This is a genomic window from Rhizobium sp. 01T417, assembly GCF_056398905.1.
In genome coordinates this window covers 63,495-79,283 of the sequence record NZ_JBFTQH010000009.1, presented here as the reverse complement: position 1 = coordinate 79,283, position 15,789 = coordinate 63,495, and the positions used below count along the sequence as shown (strand labels likewise).

Sequence of the window (15,789 nt, the reverse complement as noted above, 5' to 3'; positions counted from 1 at the left end):
CCGCTGACCTATCTTCCCCAACAGGCGAAAGCCGACAGGTAGGGAACGGGAGGCCTCAAATGAACAAGCCGGAAATCACGCAGGCGATGATCAACGCCTACGACGAATACACGCATCTGACACTCGATCGCCGCAACTTCATGGACAAGCTGACGAAACTGGCCGGTTCCGCCGGCGCAGCCGCTGTCATCGCACCGATGCTTGCGGCCAACAAGGCAAGCGCCGAAATGATCGCCGCCGACGACACGCGGGTGGTGGCCAAGGACGTCACCTATCCCGGTGGAGCTGGTGAGATGAAAGGTTACCTCGTCGAACCCAAGGATGCATCGGGAAAACTCGGCGCCGTGATTGTTATCCACGAGAACCGCGGTCTGAACCCGCACATCCGCGATGTCGCGCGCCGCATGGCGCTGGAGGGCTTCATCGCGCTGGCGCCAGACTTCCTCTCGCCCCAGGGCGGCACGCCGGAGAATGAGGACAAAGCCCGCGAGATGTTCAGCACGCTCGACCGACCCGCCACGGTGGCGAACGCGGAGGCGACGCTTACATATCTGAGCAAACTCGACAATTCCAATGGCAAGGTCGGCGTGATCGGTTTCTGCTGGGGTGGCGGGCTGGTTAACGATTTCGCTGTTGCCTCGCCGGACCTGAAGGCGGGTGTTGCCTATTACGGCGCCCAGCCGAAGGCGGCCGATGTGCCTGGTATCAAGGCTGCGCTGATGCTGCATTACGCCGGCCTCGACGACCGTATCAATGCCGGCATCGACGCCTACAAGAAGGCGCTGCAGGACAATGGCAAGGACTTCCAGATCTTCGTCTATGACGGCGTCAACCACGCCTTCAACAATGACACGTCGGCGGCTCGCTACGACAAGAAGGCGGCCGACCTCGCTTGGAGCAGGACTGTCGAATTCCTGAAGAAGAACCTGGCCTGATCAGGCCGCCAGCTCGCGCGGCGCAGGGGCGACAGCGATGATCGCCTCTGCCAGCGCCTCCATCTCCTTGCCACGATGGTTGCTGCGACGCCAGGCAAGGCAGATCTCGCGCGACGGCTGTGGATCGGTAAAGGGCACGATGCGGATCGAATTGCGGCTGGTCTCCGTCGGAATGGCGATCTCGGGAATGAGCGTCATGCCCATATCATGCGACACCATCTGCAGCAGCGTCGCCATTGAGGTCGCACCAAAGTTGACGAGGCTGCGCTTGCCGGCGCTGCAGACGGCAAGGGCCTGATCGCGCAGGCAATGTCCTTCCTCGAGCAGTAGCAGGCGATCGACATTTACTTCATGCTCGGTGAGCGGCGACATCAGCACCGCCTCGCCGTTGTCCGCTACGGCCATGAAGAAGCGGTCGGTGAAGAGCGGTCGCGTCTGGATGCCTTCGATATCGAGCGGCAAGGCCGCGATCACGGCATCGAGCTTTCCCGTCAGGAGGTCCGCCATCAACCGATCGGTGACCGCCTCCCGAAGTTCCACCTCAACGCTGGGGTAAGTCTTGCGCAGATGCGGAACGAACTGAGGGACGAGGTAGGGCGCGACTGTCGGAATAATTCCGATACGGATCAGACCTTCGAGCGTGCCTTCGCCCTTTCGGGCCGTCTGCTCGAGCAGGTCGACCTGATGCAGGATGGCGCGGACATAGTGCAGAACCTCTTCGCCTTTCGGCGTCAGGATCGTGCTCTGCCGCGTTCGCTCGACTAGCTTGGCGCCGAGATATTCTTCCATTTCCATGATCTGGGTCGACAGCGCCGGCTGGCTGATGTGGACCATTTCGGCGGCCCTGCCGAAATGGCGCGTCGTTGCCAGCGCATCGAAATAACGCATCTGTCGTAAGGTTAGCATGATAATCTCTTCCAATCGATAATCTCATTAAGTACGACTTGAGATTATCGAAGGTCAATGGAATTACGAGCAAGGCCGCTCTTCAGGTGGCATCTGAGTGGCCGCCGATTTGAGGGCACTTGAGGCACATGTAGCGCGCGCGAATCGGTGCGCGCAGCGACCGAGAAGCCACGGCCACAACGATTAACGTCCAACCCGTCGCAAGTGAGCAAAACAACACGCGGAGTTGACCAAATACGGGTGTATCACCCCGATTTTCTTATACTTTTCCCCATCCATACAATCCGATGCATCTCGTTTACGAGTCGTGAAGACCTGCATGTCATATCGGCGAGATGGCGCCGGTATGAACCACCTCCGTCGCTCCACATAGAACAAATGGGAACGACATGAAGGTCGGAAGTTTGGATCGTATTGGCCTCCGCCGGAAGCCAAAGCAGGAACGCAGTATTCAGCGGCTCGACCACATCTTGTCGGCCGCAGCCGCACTCATCGCTGAAAAGGGCGTAAGCGCCATGCGGATGACGGAACTGGCCGTCGCCGCCAAGGTTCCGATTGGTTCCGTTTATCAGTATTTTCCCGAGAAGGCGGCGATCGTCAAAGCGCTCTTCGACCGCCATGCGCTGGCGCTCCAGACGCGCATCGCCGAGGCCTTTGCGTCCGTGCACTCCGTCGACCATGCGCTCGAGGTACTCGTCGCGACGATCGACTGGCACTACGCCGACTATCGCAACGATGCCGCCTATCTCGGCATCTGGATGGGTACCGAAACCGACCACGACCTGCTGCTGCTCAACATCGAGCATAGCAAGCGGATTGCCGACATCTTTCAGGATACCGTCCGCCGCGTCGCACCTGAGCTCTCCGCAGCCGACATGCAGGCCCGCAGCTATCTGTTCAGCCATCTGCTCGGGGCATCGATCCGCCTTGCGGTCGTCAGCGAGGATTCCCTTGCAAGACGCATCCTGGATGAGTGGAAGCGCGTGATCCGAACAGCCTTCCTCTCACCGGTTGCCGCCTGAGCCTACCAACTCGGGACGATGCCAGCGACCTTGAGGCGGGGCTGAGCCCGCCCATAGGCGTTCTTGACGTCAGCGTCGAGATTGTCATCGACGACAGCGGGCGTGATGTTGTCGAGGCAGGCGGTGATATGCGCCGTGATCGCGTTCATCAGCGAGATGGAAACACCCGGCCGCTTCATGATGCCGATCTGGACCGGGGGCAGGGCAGGGAAGCCGTCCGCCTGGCTTAGCACCTTCATCCCCGTGCGCAGAGCCGATTCCGGCATGACGGAAACGGCCATGCCGGCGAGGACCGCGGCCGCGACGACGGTGCACGACCAGCTGGTGAACAGGATCTGGTGTTCGCGACCGACCGCATCCAGCGCCGAGCAGGCGAGCTGCCGCCACTGGCAGTCGCGACGGCCGACGGCGAGCGGCACAGGGGCATCGTCACGGATCGGATGGTTGGCAGAGCCGACCCAGCAGAGCGGTTCCGTTCGCACGACATCCGACATGCGTTCGCGCGGATTGTGGGTCACCAGCGCGATGTCGAGCTCGCCGCGATTCATGCGCTCGGCGAGGCCCACCGAGGGTTCGCAGACAATGTAAAGCTCGACGTTCGGATGCGTCTTGGCAAAGCGGCCGATGATCTCGGGCATGTAGCGGTCGGCGTAGTCATCGGGCGTGCCGATGCGCAGCGTGCCCTCGAGACGGTTGTCATCAAAGGCTGCGATCGCTTCGTTGTTGAGGCGAATGATTCGTCGCGCATAGTTCAAGAGCTTCTCGCCTTCGACGGTGAGGCGGTTGCCGCGCCCGTCCTTGATGAAAAGCTGCTTGCCGATGCGCTCTTCCAGTCGCCGCATCTGCATGGAGACAGCGGACTGCGTCTTGTAGACTCTGTCGGCAGCCTTGGTGAAGCTGCCGGAATCCACAATCGCAATGAAGGTCTGCAACTGATCAATATCGAGAGGCGCTGACATGAGTTCACCTATAAAGATCTCTGATGTTAATCATTAGAAACATTCGTTGGACTGATCAATAGGTGTTTGGCATCTTCGGGGTGCAAATCAAGCAAAGTGAAGGACAGACACCCTGCCTGTCCGCTCCGATTTCAACCCGATGCCTTGCCGCTCGACCTCGCGGGAGGGGTGGGTTGTTGCGCGCCAATGAAAGGATCGTCCCATGCGCACGACAGACCGGATACTCGAACTCGACTGCAGCCAGACCTCGCTGACGTTCTTCCAGCGTCTCGTAAATGGCTTTGCAACGCTGTCATCCGTACTGCGCGTGATCCGCAACCGTATGGAGATCAACAAGCTGAACGAGCTCGATGACAATCAATTGAAGGATATCGGCCTTAGCAGGACCGATCTCACTTCCGCGTTCCTGGCGTCCACCTTCTTTGAAGATCCGTCGGAACACCTGACTAAATCCGCGCGCAACCGCGGACCGAAGTCGCTCTTCCGGTCCCAAAAGGATTGAGACCGGCCCAGTTTTTCCCCGCAGGGTGATAGCCAATAGCCCTGCCTCTTACCCGGTGACCGGCCTCCCAGCCGTCTCCGGGTTTTTTTATGCCTTCGGGGGAGTGGAGGGCGCCTTCGGCATATAGGTCTCGAAGATCGCTTCCATGCTCTTCTGGTAGCTCTTCTGAACCTCGAGCCCGCTGTCGAACATGTTGTTCAGCATGTCGACGTAGCGTTCCGCCTCTGCCTTTGCCTGCTCTTTCGGGGCTTCGGCTCGTTTCGGCTCAACCGGCTTTCCGAGCGAGCCCATCATTTCCTGAAAGGCCTTTGCGAATGGATTGTCGAAAAACGGATTGGTGACCGTCTTCTCTGCCTCCGGCTTCTGCATGCCGAACATCTGCTGCATGGCCTGAGTGAAAGGATTGTCGAAGATGGTGGGCTCCGGAGCGGCCTTCTGCTTCGGCGCAAAGCCGGTGCTTTCCAGCCATTTCTGGATGGTTTCGCCCATGGCGGTGTTGATGAATGGATTGACGGGCGCGTTCATCTGCCCCATCGACTGCTTGAACAGGCCGCCCATCAAAGTATCGGCCATCACGGGCAGCATCTGCTTGTAGATCTCCTGGCCGATCCCGGTCATCTGGGCAGCCTGCGCCGCAACCGCCCGCGAGACCTCCTTGGAGCCGAACAGCTGCCCGAGGATGGTGTTGCCATCATCGATTCCTTGCGGGGTGAAGGCCTTGCCCATGTCCTCGAAATATTTGGCGTAGTTGCCGGAGGCGACCGCCTGCATCAGCCCCATGAAGTCGTAGGGGTTGCTGCTGCTCCGTTTCAGGCTGGCGGAAAATGCCGGCATCAGCGCGGCCATCGCCTTTGTGGCCTGCTCCTGGGCAAGATTGAACTGCTTGGAGACCGCATCCATCGCCGCGCCGTTCTGGGCCTGCATCATCATGTCGAAGAGTGGCAGCATGGTAATCCCTTTCCCGGTTTCGCAACGCGTAATTGCGTCACTATAGCCGGAAAAAGGAATGCGCAAACCGCTTTTTGCAGAAGGGCTTAGGGTAGACCCTAGTATTGATACTCTTCGAAGACAGGCTCCACGGAACCGTTCCAGCGGCCGTGATACAGCGCCAGCAGATCCTCGGCCAAAGTCGCCTTCTTGGCCATGACTTCGTCGAGCGGCGCAAGGAAGATGGTTTCGTCCTGGCCTTCCTTGTTGAGCTTGTTGCGCGCTCGGAGACCGGACTTCGAAACGGCGATCACTTCGCGCGCCGTCTCATAAAGCTCATGGCCGCGGAACTTTGCCCTTAAACCCTGAGACGGGACGGCATCGCGCAACGCGTTGACCTCGTCGAATGTCCAGTCCTTGGTCAGCATATCCGCGTCTTCGAGTGCAGCATCGTTGTAGAGAAGCCCGACCCAGAAGGCCGGCAACCCGCAAATGCGCCGCCACGGGCCGCCATCGGCACCGCGCATCTCTAGGAAGCGCTTCAGGCGAACGTCGGGGAAGAGGGTCGAAAGGTGGTTCGTCCAGTCGCCCATCGTCGGCTCCCAGGCGGCAACCGCGCCCTTCAGCGCGCCGTTCATGAACTGGCGGAACGTGATGTGGGTACAGTCGTGATAGTGCCCGTCGCGCACGATGAAATACATCGGCACGTCGAGGGCCCATTCGGCATAATCATGAAAACCGAAATCGTCGCGGAAGGTGAAGTCCAGCAGACCGGAGCGATTGTTGTCGGTGTCGCGCCAAATGTCGCCGCGCCAGGAGAGCAGGCCGTTGGGCTTGCCTTCGGTAAAGGGCGACGAGGCAAACAGCGCGGTTGCCAGAGACTGAAGCTTCATCGAAACCCGCATCTTCTTGCGCATGTCGGCTTCGGAGGAAAAGTCGAGGTTCACCTGGATGGTGCAGGTGCGATACATCATGTCGAGACCCTTGGCGCCGACCTTCGGCATGTAGCGGGTCATGATCTCGTAGCGGGATTTCGGCATGACAGGCGTTTCGGCCAGTGTCCATTTGGGGCTGCCGCCAATGCCGAGGAAGCGGATGCCCATCGGCTCGGCGATCTCGCGCAACGTCGCCAGATGGGTATTCGATTCCTTGCAGGTCTCGTGGATCGTTTCCAGCGGCGCGCCGGACAGTTCGAACTGGCCGCCAGGCTCGATCGATATCGCGCCCATTCCGTTCGGCTCGCCCAGGCCGATGATGTTGTCGCCGTCCATGATCGGGTCCCAGCCGGATTTCTGCTGAAGGCCTTTCAACAGCGCCGAAATGCTGGCCTCGCCGAAATACGGCACAGGGCCGTTGTCCGCCCGGAAGAAGGCAAACTTCTCATGCTCGGTACCGATGCGGAATTTTTCCGCCGGCTTGTTCCCCGCGGCAAGATAATCGGTCAGCTCCTGAACCGAAGAGAGTGGCGTCTGGTCGGTGGTATCGCGAGCCATTCAAGTCTACCTGCAATGGGAGAGCGCCTGGAAAAACCCGGGCAATTGGAAGGGTGATTAGGACCGCTCCCACGTATGTTGCAAGTGAAATTGTTTCAACGGTCCATCAAAAAAATAGCAGGATATTTCGGCTGCGACCGATCCTAAGGTTAATTCCAGTCGCCGATCGACGCTTGAATGACTGCCATGGCAGCAACCGCAGCCGTATCGGCTCTGAGGATCCGCGGCCCAAGCGGGATTGCGGTCACGAAATCAAGGCCGCGCAGCCGCGCGCGCTCTTCCTCAGAGAAACCGCCCTCTGGGCCGACAAGGAGCGCCAGCTGTCGCTCGCTGATCTTGGACAGCAGTGGTAGCGGGTTCTGCCCCGCATCGCCCTCGTCGCAATAGATGATGCGGCGGTCGCTCGGCCAAGTGTCCAGCAGGTCGAACAGCTTCACGGGCTCGGCAACGTCGGGGATATCGAGTATGCCGCATTGCTCCGCTGCCTCGATGACGTTTGCCTTCAGCTTGTCGAGATTGGTGATCTTGCCCTGCACATGCTGGGTCATCACTGGACGCAGAAGGCCTGCGCCCATCTCGACGGCCTTCTGCACCAGGTAGTCGAGTCGCCCGACCTTCAGTGGTGCAAAGAGATAGTGCAGATCGGACGCTGCCGGCTGCGGGCGGGTCTGCTCCTCGGCGACCACTACAATCCGTTTCCGCGTTGGAAAGGTGAGGCGCGCCTTCCACTCGCCATCGCGGCCATTGAAGACGAGCAGTTCGGCGCCATCAGTCATGCGCAGTACGTTGGCGAGATAGTTGAAGTGGTCGCCCGTCGTCTCGACCGTTGCTCCGGCGGCCAGGGGAGCGTCCACAAACAGCCGTTGCATCCGAAAATTGGCGCGCATCGAAAAGTCCTGCTCATACAAAGAGCGCGAACATAACCCAATAGATCATCGCTGCAAGCGCTGCCGAGGCCGGCACCGTGATGATCCAGGCGGCGATGATCGTCATGAAGTGCGAACGGCGAACGAGATAGCGGCGACGAACCTCATGCGTGTTCGGATCTTCCGGTTCATCAATCGCCCAGCTTTCCGCCTTGCGCCGCACGTACCGGATGCGTCGCTTCGAGTTCCGGGTGTACCACTCGCGGAAGAAGCCGACGCCAAACACGGAACCGACCGCGATATGCGTCGTACTGACGGGCATGCCGAGCCACGAGGCCACGATAACCGTGAAGGCCGTCGACAGCGCAACGCAATAGGCGCGCATGGGGTTGAGCTTGGTGATCTGTTCACCGACCAGCCGGATCAGGCGCGGCCCGAACAACAGTAGGCCGACCGAGATACCGAAGGCGCCGATGAGCAGCACCCAGATCGGGGGCTGGCCATTCGGGCCGGCTGCGGATCCCGCGACCGCGCGCACGATTGCCGAAAGTGGGCCGACTGCGTTGGATACGTCGTTGGCACCATGTGCGAAGGAGAGCAGAGCTGCCGAGCCAATCAGGGGAATCTGGAAGAGGACGCGCAGCGAGCTGTTGCGGTTTTCCAGCCCTACGGCCTGCCTGTGAACGAATGAACGCGCGGCAAACCATCCGAGGCCGCCGGCCGCGACGCCGAAAAGGAGGATTGTGAACGAGGAAAACGCGCCAGCGGGCGTAAGCTGCAGCACCATGTAGGAAGCAAAGCCACCGAGCATCATCGCGATCAGAACGGGGACCCAACGCCGCGCCGCGGCAATCTTGTCGTCGCGGTAGATGATCAGGCTCTTCACGAGGAAAAGCAGGCCGGCCGCAATCACGCCGCCAAGCAGCGGCGAAGTCACCCAGGCCGATGTGATCTCGACCATCACCCGCCAGTTCACCGGGTCCGGACCGACCGCGCCGATACCCGCTCCAATCACCGCGCCGACGATCGCGTGCGTGGTCGAGACCGGTGCGTTCATCCAGGTCGCGAGGTTGATCCACAATGCGGCGGCCATCAGTGCCGCTATCATGATCCAGCTGAGTGTGCCTGGTGGGACTTGCACGGCATCCACGATGCTGGAGGAGATCGTCTTGACGACCTCGCCGCCGGCAACTGTCGCCCCGAGAATTTCGAAGATGGCTGCGATGACAAGAGCTTGCCCCATCGTCATCGCTCGGGCGCCCACGGCGGCGCCGACGTTATTGGTAACGTCGTTTGCACCGATGTTCATGGCCATGTAGGCGGCGAGCGCCGCTGCCGCGATCACCAGCACGGCGCTTGGCCGGTCAAAGACATAGACGCCCGCGAAAAGCATGGCTAGCCCAAGGAAGATCAGCCCGAGGCCCGGCGCCACCAGTTTGCGCGAGACGAACTTCGTCGCATCCTCGACATGCGTAAGCTTGTCGAGGTCTTTGTCGAGCGTTCGTTTCGTGAGGACGGCTGATCGGTTGGGCATGCTATTCCTTCGTTGAATCCTGCTTTAGCGCCGCCAAGTTTAGCAGCGCAAGATGGCAGTATTCATTCCGCCGGAATTTGCTTTGGCATGCTTGCCGCAAGCTGTTCCGTCATGCGGCGCTTGAACAGCAGGATGAGATTGCGAAGTTCAGGCTCATGAACGCGCTTCACAGCCTCGTCGCAGGAGACCCACTCCACCTTGCGCTCGCCTTTTTCCTTGAAGTTCTTGGCGATCTCCAGAACCTCGAGAGCATAGACCTGCACTTTACAGGTGACCTTTAGGCCGTTCTTCAACACCTTAGGGTAGGAGTAGGAACCAAGGAGCTCGTTCTCGACGGTTCCGCGCGCACCGGCTTCCTCGAATGCCTCGCGTGCGGCGACCTCATACGAGCACCTTCCGTCCATCGGCCATCCCTTGGGGATCACCCAGCGGCCGGTGTCGCGGCTGGTCAGTAAAAGTACTTCAACGTCGTTGGTTTTCTTTTTGACCCGATAGCAGAGCGCAGCATATTGTTGACGCGGAGGGCGCCGAAACATGAGCTGGACGTCTGCAGCGAGGCGGGCGAGAAGAGTCAACGGTCGGGTCACCTTGGCGTTCTGTTCGAGTGAGTCGTCTATATTAGTATCCGCTGGAAAGCTTGCGCGATCCATACGCATTTCATGCTTTTGGCTCGGATTTGATAACTATCAATAGGAACTTTTTGTTTCGCCGGGTAACAAAAAATCCGTCAGATACTATCCTGATTCCGCCAATGCACAGGCGTTCAATATGAGCGCGCCTTGCATTTCAATCAACGGCGGCGTCATCTCATACACTGTTATGTCAATACTATGGTAATCATGCGTCTTCCTCCCTTAAAAGCCATTCGCGCCTTTGAAGCCGTATACCGTCACGGCAGCATTCTTGGCGCCGCCGCCGAGCTTGGTGTTGTACGCGGCGCGGTGCGCCAGCAGATCTCGATCCTGGAGAACTATTTCGGTGAGAAACTGTTCGAACGCGATGGCAGAAAATTGGCTGCGACCGCGAAAGCTGCACTGTTCGCGGAGGCCTCCACCGCTGCCTTCGCGACGCTGGAACGCGCCGCTGCAGATTTTGTCGGTGGCGAGGATCGCCGCATTCGCCTCGGCGTGCCTTCGGCCTTTGCTATATGGTGGCTGATGCCGCGGCTTGCAAACATGCAGGCTGAGCTTGGCGTCGTCGACGTCGATATCGTGCCGATGTCGGTCGTCGAGCCGCTGGCGCTGCACCCGGAACTCGACGCCGTCATCATGGGCGCCGAATACCGGCCAACGGCAGGGGTGACAGCGGTCAAGTTCATGGAGGACGAATTCGGACCCGTCGCGACACCGGATCTGGCAGAAAGGATCGCCGGCGATCCCGCGCGGATGGTGGAGATCACCGCTCTTGTCAGCCGCAGCGCGCCAACCCTTTGGCAGGAGTGGTTTGCCGAGAGCGGCACTCAGGCCGTGATGTTCCGGCGCAAGCAGGAATTCGAGGATCTGCTGCTGGTGCTCGGGGCGGTGCGATCGGGGATTGGTGTTGTGCTCGCGCCGCGCGCTGCCATCGAAGATGACTTGCAGCGCAATCTGCTTGCTGCACCCTATGGCTTCATTCGCCGACTGGCCGGCTATAGCCTGTGCTGTCGCAACGTCGACTCGCCGAAACCCGCGTTCGTCGCCCTTCGCGACTGGTTGCTCCGCTCTGGCGCGGCGACGCAATAGGGCAGATTTTCTGCCCTATTGCGCAGAATTATCTCCATGGTCGAAAGGCGCTGCCGAGCCTAACACTGCGTTGCGAGCAAAAGGACATGGATATGCAAAGAGTAGCAAGCCGCATCGAATGGATCGGCAACAGCTGCAGGTTGCTCAAGGCAACGGCGGCAGAATTCGAGAAGACCCAACCGTTCAACGGCTTGACCATCGGCACGGGGATTCATCTGGAGCCGAAGACCGTGGCGCTGCTGATGACCCTAAAAGCCGGCGGCGCACGGCTTGTCTGCACCGGAAATCTGAACAGCACGCAGCCTTCGACTGTCGAGTTTCTCCGTTCGCAGGGGATCACTGTGTTCGCGACCCAGACAACGGACCCAGTCGCGCATCATGAGAGCCTGCAGGCGGTCGTCGCGGAAAAGCCGGATCTTCTGCTCGACAACGGCGGCGACCTCTTGGCGATTGCGGCCGGGGCTCCTTACGCCAGCCTTCTCGGAGGCACCGAGGAGACTACGTCAGGCCGCACACGCCTGCTGCCGATACGGGCAAAATTGAACATGCCGATCCTGGTCATCAACGACAGCCCGATCAAGCAGTTCGCCGAAAACAGACATGCCGTCGGCCAGAGCCTTTTCGAAAGCTACATGCGCTTCACCAACCGCTCGACCAACGGCAAGCGTGTGACGGTTGTCGGCTACGGGGCCTGCGGCAAGGGAACCGCCGCCTGTTTCCGCAACGCGTTTTCAGCCGTCAGCGTCGTTGATATCGATCCGGTGACGGCGCTGGGGGCGCATCTTGACGGATTTTCCACGCCGCTGCGCAACGAGGCGATTGCCTCGGCCGACGTGCTCGTCACCGTTACGGGCTTTCCCGCGATCATCACCGCAGCCGACCTTCCGCTGATCAAGGATGGTGCAATCCTGATGAATGGCGGACATTTCCCGAATGAGATCGACGTTGCCGCATTCCGGCAGCACCCCGATGTCGTGCGGATCGATCGCTACGAGGCGGATCACATCGAGACCCTGCACCTGAAGGACGGTCGCTCTTTCCATGTTCTCGGCGGTGGCCACATGGCGAACCTCGCCGGTCCCAGGCCGCTCGGCAATTCCGTTGAATCGATGGATCTTGGTTTCACGCTGCAGGCGCGCTGCCTCGAGCGTGTCGCCAGACGCGAAGTCGGCGCCGAGAGCTGTCTCGTCCCGGTACCCGCGGATATCGATGCCATGGTGGCGAGCGCCTATCTCGATCTGGCGCGATAGGTGACGGGCGCGGCGAGATTCCGCCCCGCGCGTCCAGATTTCAGGCGATCTCCACCACCAGCTTGCCGTTTGCCTGACGGTTTTCGATCAACGCGTGCGCTTCGGCGGCGTCGGAAAGTCCGAAGCGGCGCGCGTCCAGCCTCGGCATCAGCTTGCCGGCCTCGACGAGCTTGCCCACCTCGCGCAGGATCTCGCCGTGGTGGCTTCGCCCTTCGCCGGTCAGAAGCGGCAGCAGCGTAAAGACGCCCGAATAGGTCGCCGCCTTGAACGACAGCGGGGCAAGCGCATGCGTCCCCCATCCGAGCGCGCTGACGACGTGGCCAAACCGGCCGACCGCCTGGAAGGCTGTATCGAGGCCCGGGCCGCCGACGGTATCGCAGACGATGTCGAAGCCCTTGCCGGCCGTGTGATTGCCGACATAGTCCGCCACGGTCTCTACCCTGTAGTCGATCGGCGTTGCTCCAAGGCTTCTGAGATAGCCAGCCTTGGAGCCACCGTCGACGGCAAACACATCAGCACCCGCGGCTTTTGCGATCTGTACGGCAATGTGCCCCACGCCACCGCCGGCGCCGAGGACAAGAACCTGCCGGCCTTCGCTGACATTGGCTCGATCGACCAATCCTTCCCAGGCGGTAATCGCGATCAGCGACAGGGCTGCTGCCTCCCGCATCGAGAGATTGTTGGGCTTCGGCGCGATCAGCCGGGCGTCGACCGCTGCGAATTCAGCCAACGAGCCCTGGATGCCGCCGACGCCACCGGTCATGCCATAGACTTCGTCGCCGCGATGGAACTCGGTGACGCCGGGACCGACCTGCTCGACGACGCCGGCAATGTCCATACCTAGAACGGCCGGGAACGGATGGCGCGCATGGGTGGCATTGCCGGCGCGGATCTTGGTGTCCAGCGGATTGACGCCGCTTCCCTTGATACGGACTAAAACCTCGCCTTCGCGCGGCGCCGGCCGGGCGATCTCGGCAAGGCGGAAATCCGCGTTCGGCGCGTCGATCAGGAGCGCCTTCATCGTTGTGATCTGTGACATGCAACTCTCCTTCGTCTGTTGTTGCCCGGAGAATGCGCCGTTGATATGAGAATGGAAATGAAAGACATTGCACAAAGTTCATACATTTTTGTATGGGAGTCGGCTTGTGGAATGGAGCGATCTCAAACTGTTTCTGGCGATTGCGCGCCAGGGAACTCTCGGCGCCGGCGCCCGCAGCCTCGGCCTGACGCAGCCGACGATGGGGCGTCGCCTTCGCGCCCTCGAAATCTCGCTCGGCCAGACCCTGTTTCAGCGGACAGCCGACGGGTTTGTGATGACCGACGAGGGCGCAGCCGTCTTTGCCCACGCCGAGCGGATGGAAGAGGAAGCACTCGGGCTCGAACGCGAACTTGCCGGACAGAGCCGGCAATTGAGCGGCTTCCTGCGCTTGTCCTCTTCGGAGTGGTTCGGTGCACATGTGCTGGCGCCGGTCCTTGCGGAATTCTCGCTGCGCTATCCGAAGATCGTCGTGGAATTGCTGACCGATAGCCGCCTGCTCAGTCTCTCCCGCCGGGAGGCGGATGTCGTCGTTCGGATCGCGCCCTTTACCGAGCCGGACGTGATATCGAGGAAGCTGCTGCATATCGACTACCGGCTTTACATCCGCCGAGGGGCGGAGCACCCGAAGGCAGGAGATGGCGCGGGCGCGCGCCTGGTAACGATGGACGAGGCGTTTGGCGGCATGCCTGATGTGACATGGCTGACGCGTCTTCTGCCAAAGGCCGAGATTGCCATGCGCAGCAACAACCGCGATGTCCAGGCGACGCTGTGCAGGAATGGGGCCGGGCTCGCCGTCCTGCCGCGCCCCCTTGGCGATTCAATCGCTGATATCGAGCCGGTCGACCTCGGTGAAGCGCCGCCGGGGCGCGACACCTGGATTGGCTATCACCGGGATATGAAACGGCAGGCGCGCTTGCGGGCGCTGCTTAATCTCGTCATCGAGAGACTGGCGAATTGAGCGCTGGAAACCTCTAGCGTTCCCAGTAGGGAACCGGGCCGCAGATCTCGGCGAGATAGTCGATGAACAGCCCTACCTTGGCCGGCAAGAACTGGCGGCTGGGAAAGACTGCGGAAAGCCCCCGCCTCGTGAGCAGGGCCTCAAGACTAAGCGGGCCAGTGGGTTTTGGGTGCCAGGTCCGCCGCGCCGGTCCTTAGGATCCGATCTCCCGGTTCGATCAACCCTGAAATTTTGCCTGTCGCGGTGACTGGAAAAGGCGACAAGGTATTGCGCATTAATCGCACTAGATCTCTATTAGGGGTAGTGAAGATTGTAAGCCACAGGTCGCTGTTTCATCCTGAGGTGCTCTGATCCCGGCAAGCGCTTATAGTGCACCCCCGCATTTCCTGGAGTTATGAAGATGGGTTGGTCTCTGAATCTCGGCACGATCGCTGGCACGACCATTCGCGTTCACTTCACCTTTCTGCTTTTGCTCGTCTGGATCTGGCTGATGCACTACCAGATCGGCGGCACGGCGTGACGCGGTAAACCCTGCCGCCTGGGCTTTGGAACAACGGTCGTCGACGACGTTGCGCGCCATCTCCTCTCGACAAAGCGGCATCAAAACCGGCGTTCTCATGGATGTTCAGTCGGAGCGATCCTGCAAGGCTGAGTGTGTAACTCCAGTCTCCTTAATCCGCTCCGAATGGACAACCTCCTGAAAACCCACAGCTAGCGTTCCCAGTAGGGAACCGGTCCGTAGATCTCGGCGAGATAGTCGATGAACAGCCGTACCTTGGCCGGCAGGAACTGGCGGCTGGGATAGACCGCGGAAAGCGTCACGTTGCGCGATCCTTCGTAGGCAATAAGGATGTGCACCAACCGTCCGTCTTGGAGCTCCCTGCCGATGTCCCAGGTGGAGCGCAGCGCGATGCCGAGCCCCGATATGACGGCCTCCCTGATGACCTCGCTTGAATTGGTGACGAGCATTCCTTCCGGCCGCAGGGAAAGCGGACCCTCCGGCCCCTCCAGCCGCCAGGCATCGTTGTTGTGGGCGGGCAGGCAGCGGTGGTGCTTGAGATCTTCGATGGTCTGGGGCGTGCCGTTAGCGGCAAGATAGTCCGGCGATGCGCAGAGCAGGCGACGCACGGGGGCAAGGCGCCGCGCGACGAGGCTTGAGTCCGTCAGTTCCGCAATACGGATGGCAAGGTCGAAGCCTTCGCCGATGATATCGGTGAATTCGTCGCTGAGCACGAGATTGATCGCCAAACCGGCATGCATATCCATGAAGGATTTCAGGTGCGGGGCGACATGCATGCGTCCGAACGAGGTGGGCGCCGTCACCTTCAGCGTGCCCTGCATCTGCGCCGAGCGTCCGGAAATGTAGTATTCGGCCTCCTCGATGCCGGCGAGAATGCCAAGCACGCGATCGTAGAAGCCCTGGCCTGCCTCCGTCAGGGAGATCTGCCTCGTCGTGCGCTGCAGGAGCCGCGTGCCGAGCCGATCTTCAAGCCGTTTTATCCGCTTCGACACGACCGCCGGCGAAAAGCCGAGAGCCCGGCCGGCAAGCGACATGCTCCCCGTCGAAACGACCTTTGCGAAAATTTCGAGATCACCGATATTGGTCATTCGTCAGATTGTTTATCCTTTTGGAATAAGTGCTTAGCATTTGCGCCGTAATCGGGAAAGTGCTAAGCC

The 15,789-nt window shown here is 60.5% G+C and carries 15 protein-coding genes and 1 pseudogene; 6 read left to right on the top strand and 10 right to left on the bottom strand.

Annotated elements, in window-relative coordinates; genetic code table 11:
* The first annotated feature begins 59 nt into the window (after nucleotides 1–59).
* Nucleotides 60–935 carry a dienelactone hydrolase family protein gene (locus AC1DPR_RS12040; protein WP_112667585.1) on the top strand — a complete coding sequence of 292 codons (876 nt, stop codon included), beginning with the start codon at nucleotides 60–62 and terminating at the stop codon, nucleotides 933–935.
* Here the strand turns inward: AC1DPR_RS12040 and AC1DPR_RS12035 are convergent, their stop codons facing one another.
* A complete protein-coding gene (locus tag AC1DPR_RS12035; protein WP_025659470.1) occupies nucleotides 936–1,841 on the bottom strand; it encodes a hydrogen peroxide-inducible genes activator in 906 nt (301 codons plus the stop codon).
* A 389-nt stretch (nucleotides 1,842–2,230) separates the two neighbouring features.
* On the opposite strand from AC1DPR_RS12035, the gene AC1DPR_RS12030 reads away from it, so the two are divergent.
* The gene (locus tag AC1DPR_RS12030; protein WP_018856887.1) at nucleotides 2,231–2,863 is read left to right on the top strand and encodes a TetR family transcriptional regulator; all 633 of its coding nucleotides are present in this window, start codon (nucleotides 2,231–2,233) and stop codon (nucleotides 2,861–2,863) included.
* A gap of 2 nt (nucleotides 2,864–2,865) precedes the next feature.
* On the opposite strand, the gene AC1DPR_RS12025 is transcribed toward AC1DPR_RS12030, so the two are convergent.
* Nucleotides 2,866–3,822 carry a LysR substrate-binding domain-containing protein gene (locus tag AC1DPR_RS12025; protein ID WP_018856888.1) on the bottom strand — a complete coding sequence of 319 codons (957 nt, stop codon included), beginning with the start codon at nucleotides 3,820–3,822 and terminating at the stop codon, nucleotides 2,866–2,868.
* 202 nt (nucleotides 3,823–4,024) lie between these two features.
* Here AC1DPR_RS12025 and AC1DPR_RS12020 point away from each other — a divergent pair, with 202 nt between their 5' ends.
* A complete protein-coding gene (locus AC1DPR_RS12020; protein ID WP_018856889.1) occupies nucleotides 4,025–4,324 on the top strand; it encodes a DUF1127 domain-containing protein in 300 nt (99 codons plus the stop codon).
* Nucleotides 4,325–4,411: 87 nt separating this feature from the next.
* Here AC1DPR_RS12020 and AC1DPR_RS12015 read toward each other — a convergent pair whose 3' ends face one another.
* The 5 genes from AC1DPR_RS12015 to AC1DPR_RS11995 form a co-directional block, all read right to left on the bottom strand.
* The gene (locus tag AC1DPR_RS12015) at nucleotides 4,412–5,272 is read right to left on the bottom strand and encodes a DUF937 domain-containing protein (RefSeq protein ID WP_018856890.1); all 861 of its coding nucleotides are present in this window, start codon (nucleotides 5,270–5,272) and stop codon (nucleotides 4,412–4,414) included.
* Nucleotides 5,273–5,370: 98 nt separating this feature from the next.
* Nucleotides 5,371–6,744, bottom strand: a complete 1,374-nt coding sequence (locus AC1DPR_RS12010; protein WP_018856891.1) for a glutamate--cysteine ligase — start codon at nucleotides 6,742–6,744, stop codon at nucleotides 5,371–5,373.
* 149 nt (nucleotides 6,745–6,893) lie between these two features.
* The gene (locus AC1DPR_RS12005) at nucleotides 6,894–7,631 is read right to left on the bottom strand and encodes a 16S rRNA (uracil(1498)-N(3))-methyltransferase (protein WP_018856892.1); all 738 of its coding nucleotides are present in this window, start codon (nucleotides 7,629–7,631) and stop codon (nucleotides 6,894–6,896) included.
* Nucleotides 7,632–7,644: 13 nt separating this feature from the next.
* On the bottom strand, nucleotides 7,645–9,144 hold the full coding sequence (locus AC1DPR_RS12000) for an inorganic phosphate transporter (protein WP_018856893.1): 1,500 nt from the start codon (nucleotides 9,142–9,144) through the stop codon (nucleotides 7,645–7,647).
* Between the two features lie 62 nt (nucleotides 9,145–9,206).
* Nucleotides 9,207–9,719 carry an NUDIX hydrolase gene (locus tag AC1DPR_RS11995; RefSeq protein WP_026371750.1) on the bottom strand — a complete coding sequence of 171 codons (513 nt, stop codon included), beginning with the start codon at nucleotides 9,717–9,719 and terminating at the stop codon, nucleotides 9,207–9,209.
* Nucleotides 9,720–9,974: 255 nt separating this feature from the next.
* Here AC1DPR_RS11995 and AC1DPR_RS11990 point away from each other — a divergent pair, with 255 nt between their 5' ends.
* Together AC1DPR_RS11990 and AC1DPR_RS11985 are read left to right on the top strand one after the other, a co-directional pair.
* A complete protein-coding gene (locus tag AC1DPR_RS11990; protein WP_018856895.1) occupies nucleotides 9,975–10,865 on the top strand; it encodes a LysR substrate-binding domain-containing protein in 891 nt (296 codons plus the stop codon).
* 92 nt (nucleotides 10,866–10,957) lie between these two features.
* The gene (locus tag AC1DPR_RS11985) at nucleotides 10,958–12,115 is read left to right on the top strand and encodes an adenosylhomocysteinase (protein ID WP_113470065.1); all 1,158 of its coding nucleotides are present in this window, start codon (nucleotides 10,958–10,960) and stop codon (nucleotides 12,113–12,115) included.
* A gap of 40 nt (nucleotides 12,116–12,155) precedes the next feature.
* On the opposite strand, the gene AC1DPR_RS11980 is transcribed toward AC1DPR_RS11985, so the two are convergent.
* Nucleotides 12,156–13,154: a zinc-dependent alcohol dehydrogenase family protein gene (locus AC1DPR_RS11980; RefSeq protein WP_018856897.1), complete on the bottom strand. Its 999-nt coding sequence runs from the start codon at nucleotides 13,152–13,154 to the stop codon at nucleotides 12,156–12,158.
* Nucleotides 13,155–13,260: 106 nt separating this feature from the next.
* Between AC1DPR_RS11980 and AC1DPR_RS11975 the strand changes: the two genes are divergently transcribed.
* Nucleotides 13,261–14,112 carry a LysR substrate-binding domain-containing protein gene (locus tag AC1DPR_RS11975; protein WP_018116688.1) on the top strand — a complete coding sequence of 284 codons (852 nt, stop codon included), beginning with the start codon at nucleotides 13,261–13,263 and terminating at the stop codon, nucleotides 14,110–14,112.
* Between the two features lie 13 nt (nucleotides 14,113–14,125).
* On the opposite strand, the pseudogene AC1DPR_RS11970 reads toward AC1DPR_RS11975, so the two are convergent.
* Nucleotides 14,126–14,230 (bottom strand): annotated as a pseudogene (locus AC1DPR_RS11970) (LysR family transcriptional regulator); the annotation flags it as partial.
* Between the two features lie 593 nt (nucleotides 14,231–14,823).
* On the bottom strand, nucleotides 14,824–15,720 hold the full coding sequence (locus AC1DPR_RS11965) for a LysR family transcriptional regulator (RefSeq protein ID WP_113470014.1): 897 nt from the start codon (nucleotides 15,718–15,720) through the stop codon (nucleotides 14,824–14,826).
* Nucleotides 15,721–15,789 lie beyond the last annotated feature (69 nt).

What these genes read in the sequence shown, in the direction of transcription:
- AC1DPR_RS12040 (WP_112667585.1), top strand. Translation starts at nt 60, where the DNA reads ATGAACAAGCCGGAAATCACGCAGGCGATGATCAACGCCTACGACGAA.
- AC1DPR_RS12035 (WP_025659470.1), bottom strand. Translation starts at nt 1,841, where the DNA reads ATGCTAACCTTACGACAGATGCGTTATTTCGATGCGCTGGCAACGACG.
- AC1DPR_RS12030 (WP_018856887.1), top strand. Translation starts at nt 2,231, where the DNA reads ATGAAGGTCGGAAGTTTGGATCGTATTGGCCTCCGCCGGAAGCCAAAG.
- AC1DPR_RS12025 (WP_018856888.1), bottom strand. Translation starts at nt 3,822, where the DNA reads ATGTCAGCGCCTCTCGATATTGATCAGTTGCAGACCTTCATTGCGATT.
- AC1DPR_RS12020 (WP_018856889.1), top strand. Translation starts at nt 4,025, where the DNA reads ATGCGCACGACAGACCGGATACTCGAACTCGACTGCAGCCAGACCTCG.
- AC1DPR_RS12015 (WP_018856890.1), bottom strand. Translation starts at nt 5,272, where the DNA reads ATGCTGCCACTCTTCGACATGATGATGCAGGCCCAGAACGGCGCGGCG.
- AC1DPR_RS12010 (WP_018856891.1), bottom strand. Translation starts at nt 6,744, where the DNA reads ATGGCTCGCGATACCACCGACCAGACGCCACTCTCTTCGGTTCAGGAG.
- AC1DPR_RS12005 (WP_018856892.1), bottom strand. Translation starts at nt 7,631, where the DNA reads ATGCGCGCCAATTTTCGGATGCAACGGCTGTTTGTGGACGCTCCCCTG.
- AC1DPR_RS12000 (WP_018856893.1), bottom strand. Translation starts at nt 9,144, where the DNA reads ATGCCCAACCGATCAGCCGTCCTCACGAAACGAACGCTCGACAAAGAC.
- AC1DPR_RS11990 (WP_018856895.1), top strand. Translation starts at nt 9,975, where the DNA reads ATGGTAATCATGCGTCTTCCTCCCTTAAAAGCCATTCGCGCCTTTGAA.
- AC1DPR_RS11985 (WP_113470065.1), top strand. Translation starts at nt 10,958, where the DNA reads ATGCAAAGAGTAGCAAGCCGCATCGAATGGATCGGCAACAGCTGCAGG.
- AC1DPR_RS11980 (WP_018856897.1), bottom strand. Translation starts at nt 13,154, where the DNA reads ATGTCACAGATCACAACGATGAAGGCGCTCCTGATCGACGCGCCGAAC.
- AC1DPR_RS11965 (WP_113470014.1), bottom strand. Translation starts at nt 15,720, where the DNA reads ATGACCAATATCGGTGATCTCGAAATTTTCGCAAAGGTCGTTTCGACG.